Below are 9,176 nucleotides of genomic sequence, written 5' to 3'. Positions count from 1 at the left end.
GGTCGCCGCTGGCCACCAGGTCGTCGATCTCGGCGCGCAGGTCGGGCACGGCTGCGCGGAAGGCCTTCGATGCAGCCAGCGGGCCGTCCGGGCCCTGCGGGCGGCCGGCGGGCAAGGTGCGATCGATGAAGCCCGGCGACAGCGCGGCCTGTGCATGGCGGGCCTCTCCGGTGTCCCAGAAGGCGGCATAGCGGCGTGCGGCCAGCACGGCGTCTGCACTGCCGGGCGCGGCAGCGAGGTGGTGGGGTCGAGGCAGGTCGTCAGCGGCAGTCGCGACGCCACACAGGGCGGTCAGCGCGGCGGCAGCGGCAAGGGTTTTCATGGTGGGTCGTCTGGAAGGCACACGCGATTCGTGCATGGAGCGCATTCTTCTGCCGGTGCACCGGCACCGGAAGTGGCCTCGCGGCAGAAGCACCTTCTTGCGGCGTTTGCAAATCCCCACCTGCAGCAACATCAGGCCTGCCAGGGCGCCTGCGCTTCGCCATCCACCCCATACCGCGTCGCCGCCTGCGCGAGCACCCCGCGCTCCAGCGCGCCCTCGCGCACCAGCGCCTGCAGCGCCGCCAGCACCACCTGGTGCCGGTCGACCTCGAAGAAGCGGCGCAGCTGCTGGCGCGTGTCGCTGCGGCCGAAGCCGTCGGTGCCGAGCGTCGCGTAGCGTGCCGGTACGTACTCGGCGATCAGCTGCGGCCAGGCCCGCACGTAGTCGGTCGCGGCGATCACCGGGTCCTTGCCCGCGAGCAGTGTCGCGACGTGCGACACCGCCGGCATGCCACCGAGCCGCTCCCGCCGATCGGCCTCGCGCGCATCGCGAGCAAGTTCGCTGAAGCTCGTCACGCTGAACACCTCGCTCGCCACCTGCCAGTCGGCGGCCAGCAGGTCGGCCGCGGCCATCACCTCGCGCAGGATCGCGCCGCTGCCCAGCAGCCGCACACGGCTCGCCTTCTGTCCCTTCTTCTTTCCGACCGGGTGCTCCGCCAGCCGGTACATGCCGCGCAGCAGGTCGGCATGCGCCGCGTCGGGCAGCGACGGCTGCGCGTAGTTCTCGTTCATCAGCGTGAGGTAGTGGAACTCGTCGCGCTGTTCCTCCAGCATGCGGCGCGCCGCATGGTCCATGATCACCGCGACCTCGCCCGCGAAGGCAGGATCCCACGCACGGCAGTTCGGCACCGTCGAGGCCATCACCAGGCTGCTGCCGTCCTGGTGCTGCAGGCCCTCGCCGCCGAGCGTCGTGCGCCCCGCCGTCGCGCCGAACAGGAAACCGCGCACGCGCTGGTCGGCCGCGGCCCAGATCAGGTCGCCCACGCGCTGGAAGCCGAACATCGAGTAGTAGATGTACATCGGCAGCATCGGCAGCCCGTGCACGCTGTACGAGGTGCCGGCCGCGATCCATGACGCGAGCGCGCCGGCCTCGGTGATGCCTTCCTCCAGCAGCTGCCCGTCCTTCGCTTCGCGGTATGACAGCATCGAGCCCGCATCCTCCGGTTCGTACAGCTGCCCGTGCGGCGAATAGATGCCGATCTGCCGGAACAGGCTCGCCATGCCGAAGGTGCGCGCCTCATCGGCGACGATCGGCACGATGCGCGGCCCGAGCGCCTCGTCCTTCAGCAGCCCGGCGAACATGCGCACGGCAGCCATCGTCGTCGACATCTCCTTGCCGTCGGCCTGCAGCGCGAAACCGCCCCAGCCGGCCAGCGGCGGCACCGGCAGCACCGGCGCCTGCGGCTTGCGCGCCGGCAGCGCGCCGCCGAGCGCGCGGCGGCGCTCGTGCAGGTAGGCCATCTCGGGGCTGTCGTCGGCCGGCTTGTAGAAGCGCAGCGCGGCCACGTCGTCGTCGGACAAGGGCAGCGCGAAGCGGTCGCGGAAGGCCTTCAGCGCGCTCACGTCGAGCTTCTTCGCCTGGTGCGAGGTCATGCGCGATTCGCCGACGCCGCCCATGCCGAAGCCCTTCTTGGTCTTCGCGAGGATCACCGTCGGCCGGCCCTTGTGCGCCCGCGCCGCCGCGAAGGCCGCATGCAGCTTGCGGAAGTCGTGCCCGCCGCGCTTCAGCGCATCGATCTCGTCGACGCCCATGTGCGCCACCAGCGCCTGCACCTGCGGATCCTGGCGGAAGAAGTGCTCGACGTTGTAGGCGCCGTCGTTCGCGCCCAGCGTCTGGTACTGGCCGTCGACGGTGGCGGCCAGGCGCTGCAGCAGCACGTGCTGGGTGTCGCGCGCGAAGAGGGCATCCCAGTCGGAACCCCACAGCACCTTGATGACGTTCCAGCCGGCACCGGTGAACAGCGACTCGAGCTCCTGGATGATCTGGCCGTTGCCGCGCACCGGGCCGTCCAGCCGCTGCAGGTTGCAGTTGACGATGAAGGTCAGGTTGTCGAGCTGCTCGCGCGCGGCGAGCGTGAGCCCGGCGATCGATTCCGGCTCGTCCATCTCGCCGTCGCCGAACACGCCCCACACATGGCGCTGCGCGGTGTCGGCCAGGCCGCGGTGCGCCAGGTAGCGCATGAAGCGCGCCTGGTACACCGCGCTCAGCGGGCCCAGCCCCATCGAGCCGGTCGGGAACTGCCAGAACTCCGGCATCAGCCACGGGTGCGGGTACGAGCACAGGCCGTGGCCGCCGACCTCCTGGCGGTAGTTCGCGAGCTGCTCCTCGCTGAGCCGGCCCTCGAGGAAGGCACGCGAATACACGCCCGGCGCCGAATGCGGCTGGAAGTACACCAGGTCGGCGTCGCGGCCGCCCGGCGTGCGGCTGTCGTCGCCGCGGAAGAAGTGGTTGAAGCCCACTTCGAACAGCTCGGCCGCCGAGGCATAGCTCGCGATGTGGCCGCCCAGCTCGCCATAGGCCTGGTTCGCGCGCACCACCATCGCGAGCGCGTTCCAGCGTGTGATCGTGGTGAGCCGCTCCTCGATCGCGAGGTCGCCGGGATAGTGACCCTGCCGCTCGAGCGGGATGGTGTTGCGGTAGGCCGAATACGGCTGCACGTGCGGCACGATGCCCAGCTGCTGCGCCTGCTCCTCCAGCTGCTCCAGCAGGTACAGGCCGCGCTCGCTGCCGCCCTCGGCGACGGCGGCGCGCAGCGCGTCGAGCCACTCCTTCGTCTCCAGCGGATCGGTGTCGCTCGCGGCCTGGGCGAGCAGGTGGCGGGGGGTCTGGCCGTTCATGGGGGCATCCTGCAGCGGGGGAGCCGAGACTATAGAAGCAACACCCCGAAACCGTCTCCCGCAGGACATTGCATAGACTCGCCCACCCGGCCCGCCGTTTGCCCGTGGTGGAGTTGCCGTATGGAAGGACCTTGATGTTGCGTTTCCGCCCCGACCCGATGCCCACCGTGCCCGGCTTCGAGCCGGCGCCCGCGTGGCGCCAGCGCCTGAAGCGTCTTGCTTTGAGGTATGCGCTGTGGTCGGCGCTCGCGGCCGCCGTGGCGGCCGTCGCGCTCGGCATCTACATCGCGGTGCTGCTGCGCATCACGCCCAGCGTCGACGACCTCAAGCTGGTGCAGGCGCAGCAGCCGAGCGTGCTGCTGTCGGCCGACGGCCAGCAGATCGCCAGCTTCCGGCGCGCCCAGCAGGAGCGGCTGACGCTCGACAAGGTCTCGCCCTTCGTCGTGAAGGCGCTGGTCGCCACCGAGGACAAGCGCTTCTACGATCACCACGGCATCGACTTCATCCGCTCGTTCGGCGCGGTGCTGCACAGCGCCACCGGCGACATGCAGGGCGGCTCCACCATCACGCAGCAGCTGGCGCGCAACCTGTTTCCCGACGAGGTCGGGCGCGCCCGCAACCTGCACCGCAAGGCCAAGGAGTGGGTCACGGCGATGCGCATCGAGCGCGTCTACGACAAGAAGCAGATCCTCGAGGCCTACCTGAACACCGCGCCGTTCCTGTACAACGCGGTCGGCATCGAGATGGCGGCGCGCACCTACTTCGACACCTCGGCGGCCGAGCTCGACGCGCTGCAGAGCGCGACGCTGGTCGGCATGCTGAAGGGCACGTACTACTACAACCCGGTGCAGCACCCCGAGCGCTCGCTCGCACGGCGCAACGTCGTGCTGTCGCAGATGGCGAAGGCGCAGGCGATCACCGACGAGCAGCTGCGCACGCTGAGCGCGCAGCCGCTGCAGCTGCACTGGAGCCGCCAGCCCGATTTCCCGGCCACCGCGCCGCACTTCGCGGCCTATGCGCGCAAATGGCTGCTCGACTGGGCCGACGAGCACGACCACGACCTCTACGCCGACGGCCTGGTGATCGAGACCACGCTCGACAGCCGGCTGCAGGACGAGGCGGTGCGCGCGGTGCAGGCGCAGGCCGATGCGCTGCAGCAGGTGGCCAATGTCGAATGGAGCCGCCCGGCGCTGCCGGCGGTGTCGACCGCGCCCGAGGCTTATGCGAAGCTGCTCGGCAAGGCCGAGCCGTTCGGCTGGCTGTGGACCGGACGGCGCGACCTCGTCACCGCGTTCCTGCGCGAGTCGCCGGAGTTCAAGCAGGCGGTCGACGCCGGTGCGGGCCCGGGGGAAGCGCTGGAGAAGCTGCGCGCCGACGCGCCGTTCATGGCGCGGCTGAAGGCGCAGAAGACGCGGCTGGAAGCCGGTTTCGTCGCGATGGACCCGCGCAACGGCGAGGTCCGCGCCTGGGTCGGCAGCCGCGATTTCGCGCTGGAGCAGTACGACCACGTCGCGCAGGCCGAGCGCCAGCCCGGCTCGACCTTCAAGCCCTTCGTCTACGGCGCGGCACTCGAGGCGGGGCTGACGCCCGACCGCACCTTCGTCGACGGGCCGGTCGAGGTGACGATGGGCGGCACCGTCTGGCGGCCGACCGACATGTCGGGCGCGACCGGCCAACCGATGACGATCCGCGACGGTCTGGCGCTGTCGAAGAACACCATCACCGCGCAGGTCATGCAGGAGGTGGGCATCCCGCGCGTGGTGGCGCTCGCGAAATCGCTGGGCGTCGACCAGAGCCCGCTGGAGGCCGTGCCGTCGCTCGCGCTCGGCACCAGCCCGGTCACGCTGCTGGAGATGGTGAACGCCTATGCGTCGATCGCGCAGGTGGGCAGCGTGCACAAGCCGGTGTTCGTCAAGCGCATCAAGGACCGCACGGGGCGGGTGATCGCCGAGTTCGGCGAGGCCCCGCGCCGCGGCATGTCGCCCGAGGCCGCGACCGACCTGATCGACATGATGCGCGGCGTGATCGCGCGCGGCACCGGCACGCAGGTCCGCACCCGCTTCGGCGTGACCGGCGACCTGGCCGGCAAGACCGGCACCACGCAGAAGAACACCGACGGCTGGTTCATCCTGATGCACCCGGAGCTGGTCGCGGGGGCGTGGGTCGGCTTCAACGATGCGCGCGTCACGCTGCGCAGCAGCTGGTGGGGCCAGGGCGGGCACAACGCGGTGCGGCTGGTCGGCGATTTCTTCCGCGATGCGCAGAAGAAGGGGCTGGTCGACCCGAAGGCGAGCTTCCCGCCGCCGCGTGTGCCGGTGCCGGCGTTCGACCCGGCGGCCTCGGCACCCGAGGGCACGAATGAGGGCCCCGGCGAGGGCGGCAGCCTCGATCCGGCCAATTCCGCCGACCAGCCGCCGAAGACCGCCGAGGAACTCGGGCAGGCGCTCAGCAACATGGGCCTGGACCCGAAGACCGGCGTGCCGCGCGCGCCCGGCGACCGGCCGCCGCGACCGCAGAATGAAGAGCCGATGCCGCCACCCGCGGCGCCGGCGGCTTCCGACAGCAGCCCATGAGGCTATCCATCACCTGACCAGGGAGAACCACTCGATGACGATTCCGATGACCTGGCTGCGCGGCGCGCAGCCTGTCCTGCTGGCCGTGCTGATCGCCGCGGCAGGAACGCTCCACGCGCAGACGGCGGCCGTACCCGAGCGGGCGGCCTCCGCCGTGCCGTCGACGCCGGCCGCGGCCTTGCGCAGCCTGCTCGATGCCGACCTGGCCGAGAACTTCCGCCGCGAGCCGATGTGGGCCAGCGTGCTGGGCGTCCCCGGCTACAACGCATTGCTGCCCGACCTGTCCGACGCCGAGCGGCAGCGCGAGCACGACTACGAGCGCGCGACGCTCGCGCGCGTGCAGGCGATCGACGCGGCGGGCCTGCACGGCCAGGACCGGGTGTCGCACCAGTTGCTGCTGGACAAGATGCGCATCGCCGTCGAGGCGCAGCAGTTCGGGCATGCGGACGAGCTGGCGCTGACCACGCTGTGGGGCATCCAGTCGATGATGCCGCTGGCCGCGCAGATGACGCCGATGCGCAGCGCGAACGACTACCGCGATTACACGTCGCGCGTGAAGGCGGTGCCGCGCTACGCCGAGCAGATTCAGCAGCGCCTCGTGCAGGGCCTGCAATCGGGCTGGGTGCAGCCGCAGGGCGTGGTCGATCGCACGATCGCCGGCATCGACGCGCACCTGGTGGCCGATGCCAACGACAGCGTGCTGCTGAAGCCGTTCGCCGCCTTCGTGCCGGCCGTGCCCGAGGACCAGCGCGACGCGTTGCTGCAGGCCGCGCGCGCCGCGGTGCGCGACGACTACCAGCCGGCGATGCGGCGGCTGCGCGAGTTCCTCGCGACGACCTACCGTCCGAAGGCGCCGGTCGACGTGGGCCTGTCGGCGTTGCCGGGCGGCGCCGCGTACTACGACTTCCTGATCCGCACCGGCATCGTGCAGGGGCTGGATGCCGGCAAGATCCACGCGCTCGGCCTGCGCGAGGTCGCTCGGCTGCGGCGCGAGATCGCCCAGGTGGCGCGGCAGACCGGCTTCAAGGGCAGCACGCAGGCCTTCATGCACTACGTGAGCCATGACAAGCGCTTCTTCTTCAAGTCGCAGGAGGAGTTGCTGGCGAGCTACCGCGCGATGTCGGCGCGCATCGATCCGCAGCTGCCGGCGCTGTTCCACACGGTGCCGCGCATGCCGTACCAGGTGCGCGGCATGTCGGCCTCGGAGGCGGTGAGCAGCACGGCGGCGAACTACACGCTGGGCTCGCTGGAGCTCGGCACGCCCGGCTACTTCACGGTGAATGCGCCCGGCTACGCCGGCGAACCGACCTGGGAGGTGGAGACGCTGTTCATGCACGAGGCGGTGCCGGGCCACCACCTGCAGGGCGCCCGGGCGGCCGAGGTCGAGGGCCTGCACGACTGGCGCCGCTATGCCGGCTGGAACGTGGCCTATGGCGAGGGCTGGGCGCTGTACGCCGAATCGCTGGGCTTCCAGCTCGGCATGTACCGCGATCCGTACCAGCACTACGGCCACCTGCAGGGGCAGCTGTTCCGTGCGGCGCGGCTGGTGGTCGACACCGGCATCCATGCCTACCGCTGGCCGCGCGCAAAGGCGGTCGACTACATGATCCGGCAGGCCGGGCTCGAACCGAAGAATGCCGCCAGCGAGGTCGACCGCTACTTCTCGAACCCGAGCCAGGCGCTGGGCTACCTGCTGGGCAAGCGCAAGCTGCTGGAGCTGCGCGATCGGTCGCAGCAGGCGCTGGGCGCGCGCTTCGACCTGCGCGACTTCCATGCGGTGGTCGTCGACAGCGGGACGATGCCGCTGGCAGTGCTGGAGCAGCGGATCGACGCATGGATCGCGCGTGGCGGCGGGCGGCCGGATGGCGATGGCTGAGCAAGCTGGGAGAATGCGCGGATGACGACTTCCCAGGACGCCCTGATCCAGATCGCCCGCCGCTACTCGCAGCTCGGCATGCAGGTGGCGAAGGCCTACCACCAGCGGCAGACCGAGCTGGAGCTCGACAAGGTGCTGATGCCCGATCGCCTGTCGACGCCCGCCGGCACCGCGGCGTCGATCGCGACGCTCGAGGAATTGCGCGAACTGACTGCGACGCACCGGCAGGCGTACCAGAAGCTGATGGTGGCGTTCGCCGGCGAAATGGCGAAGGCGCTGGAGGACTTGCCCGTGGCCGTGCGCGATGCCGAGCGCGACCGCATCGTCCCGATGCTGGAATGGCAGTTCAACGCGCAGCGCGAGTTCTACGAGAACCGTGCCCGGTGGATCGCCGCGGCGCAGCAGGTGTGCGAGCTGATCGACGAGCGTCGGGCCAAGCTCACCTTCACCGACGACGGCGTGCTGTTCGAGGCCGACGACGACCTCGACCGCTTCCAGGCCCTGATGACCTCGCTCGACGAGATGCAGCAGCGCGAGGGCGAGCAGCTGGCGCAGCGCGTCGAGCGGATGAAGCGCTCGGCCGCGGCGCTCGGGATGACCATCAGCGAGTAGGTGAGCTGGCAGGTTGTGCGCACCGGCCCTGCGCGCATTGCAAGGCCTTTGCGTTGCGGCAGCGGCAGGAGGACTACGATGGGCCTCAACTTGTCGAGACCCTCATGAACCAATTCCTGCTTCAACCCGCCGCCACGATCACGGCCGCGCTGATCACCAACCCGGCACCCGGCGTGTCGCGCACCCGCATCGAGGACATGGGCGCGCTGTTCACCGCGGTCTACAACGAACTGGCCAAGGCGGCCGCCGACGAAGCCGCACGGACCAAGGCCGTGCCGGCGGCGGCCTGAGGCCGAGGCCCGTTTCAGCGGGCTGTCAGCGGTTCTGCTGCGGCGGCCGGCCGAGGTGGCGGAACGTGATCCGCCCCTTGCTCAGGTCGTACGGCGACATCTCCAGCGACACGTTGTCGCCGGCCAGGATGCGGATGTGATGCTTGCGCATGCGTCCCGACGTGTAGGCCACCAGCTTGTGGCCGTTCTCCAGCGTCACGCGAAAACGCGAGTCCGGCAGGATTTCGTTGACGACGCCGCTCATTTCGATCAGTTCTTCCTTGGCCATGAGGACACTCCTTAGGGGTTGGATGGTGAAGGCACGGCCACGCTGCGGCCGGCGACCCAGGCGAGGCCCTGGTCGGTGGCATAGCGCAGTGCGGCGCGGGCGGTGTTGAAGAGCGGCGAGAAGCGCATGACCCGGTCATGGGTGGCGCTGCCTTGGCCGCTGCGGATGGAGACGGCGGCCTGATGGCGGCCGTCGCTGCGGGAATGGCTGAGTGGCGAGACGAGGTATCTGCCGATTTCGATCGAGGTCTTGATGCAGTTCTTTCTAGGGCGCGACCGGCCTGCAGGTGCTCCCGTGGAGGGCTGCTGCAGCGTCGATCGGTGATGGGGCGTCGATGTCGTCAGATGATGCAGCCCGCGGGACAGGCCGCCCGACACGCGCCAGGAGGAAGCACGGAG

The 9,176-nt window shown here is 70.3% G+C and carries 8 protein-coding genes; 4 read left to right on the top strand and 4 right to left on the bottom strand.

Annotation, left to right across the window (positions count from 1 at the left end; all coding sequences use genetic code 11):
- Together AC1D15_RS02545 and mdeB are read right to left on the bottom strand one after the other, a co-directional pair.
- A partial coding sequence (locus tag AC1D15_RS02545) for an ester cyclase (protein WP_477824801.1) occupies positions 1–322 on the bottom strand: 322 nt, incomplete at its 3' end.
- Between the two features lie 131 nt (positions 323–453).
- On the bottom strand, positions 454–3,159 hold the full coding sequence (gene mdeB, locus AC1D15_RS02540; RefSeq protein WP_477824800.1) for an alpha-ketoglutarate dehydrogenase: 2,706 nt from the start codon (positions 3,157–3,159) through the stop codon (positions 454–456).
- 134 nt (positions 3,160–3,293) lie between these two features.
- Between mdeB and AC1D15_RS02535 the strand changes: the two genes are divergently transcribed.
- The 4 genes from AC1D15_RS02535 to AC1D15_RS02520 all read left to right on the top strand — a co-directional run bounded on the left by AC1D15_RS02535 (position 3,294) and on the right by AC1D15_RS02520 (position 8,510).
- Positions 3,294–5,732, top strand: coding sequence for a penicillin-binding protein 1A (locus AC1D15_RS02535; protein ID WP_477824799.1), 2,439 nt, complete (start codon positions 3,294–3,296; stop codon positions 5,730–5,732).
- A gap of 34 nt (positions 5,733–5,766) precedes the next feature.
- Positions 5,767–7,608 (top strand): DUF885 domain-containing protein, encoded by a 1,842-nt coding sequence (locus tag AC1D15_RS02530; RefSeq protein WP_477824798.1) that lies wholly within the window; start codon positions 5,767–5,769, stop codon positions 7,606–7,608.
- Between the two features lie 21 nt (positions 7,609–7,629).
- Positions 7,630–8,220 (top strand): hypothetical protein, encoded by a 591-nt coding sequence (locus AC1D15_RS02525; RefSeq protein ID WP_477824797.1) that lies wholly within the window; start codon positions 7,630–7,632, stop codon positions 8,218–8,220.
- Positions 8,221–8,324: 104 nt separating this feature from the next.
- Positions 8,325–8,510, top strand: a complete 186-nt coding sequence (locus tag AC1D15_RS02520) for a hypothetical protein (protein ID WP_047501669.1) — start codon at positions 8,325–8,327, stop codon at positions 8,508–8,510.
- Between the two features lie 25 nt (positions 8,511–8,535).
- On the opposite strand, the gene infA is transcribed toward AC1D15_RS02520, so the two are convergent.
- Both infA and AC1D15_RS02510 read right to left on the bottom strand, forming a co-directional pair.
- Positions 8,536–8,778: a translation initiation factor IF-1 gene (gene infA, locus AC1D15_RS02515; protein WP_047501667.1), complete on the bottom strand. Its 243-nt coding sequence runs from the start codon at positions 8,776–8,778 to the stop codon at positions 8,536–8,538.
- Positions 8,779–8,789: 11 nt separating this feature from the next.
- Positions 8,790–9,155 carry a hypothetical protein gene (locus AC1D15_RS02510; RefSeq protein ID WP_465111493.1) on the bottom strand — a complete coding sequence of 122 codons (366 nt, stop codon included), beginning with the start codon at positions 9,153–9,155 and terminating at the stop codon, positions 8,790–8,792.
- Positions 9,156–9,176: the final 21 nt, after the last annotated feature.

The sequence above is a fragment of the Rhizobacter sp. P2_H2 genome, assembly GCF_056403375.1.
This window is presented reverse-complemented; position numbering and strand designations above follow the sequence as displayed.

What these genes read in the sequence shown, in the direction of transcription:
- infA (WP_047501667.1), bottom strand. Translation starts at nt 8,778, where the DNA reads ATGGCCAAGGAAGAACTGATCGAAATGAGCGGCGTCGTCAACGAAATC.
- AC1D15_RS02520 (WP_047501669.1), top strand. Translation starts at nt 8,325, where the DNA reads ATGAACCAATTCCTGCTTCAACCCGCCGCCACGATCACGGCCGCGCTG.
- AC1D15_RS02530 (WP_477824798.1), top strand. Translation starts at nt 5,767, where the DNA reads ATGACGATTCCGATGACCTGGCTGCGCGGCGCGCAGCCTGTCCTGCTG.
- mdeB (WP_477824800.1), bottom strand. Translation starts at nt 3,159, where the DNA reads ATGAACGGCCAGACCCCCCGCCACCTGCTCGCCCAGGCCGCGAGCGAC.
- AC1D15_RS02525 (WP_477824797.1), top strand. Translation starts at nt 7,630, where the DNA reads ATGACGACTTCCCAGGACGCCCTGATCCAGATCGCCCGCCGCTACTCG.
- AC1D15_RS02535 (WP_477824799.1), top strand. Translation starts at nt 3,294, where the DNA reads ATGTTGCGTTTCCGCCCCGACCCGATGCCCACCGTGCCCGGCTTCGAG.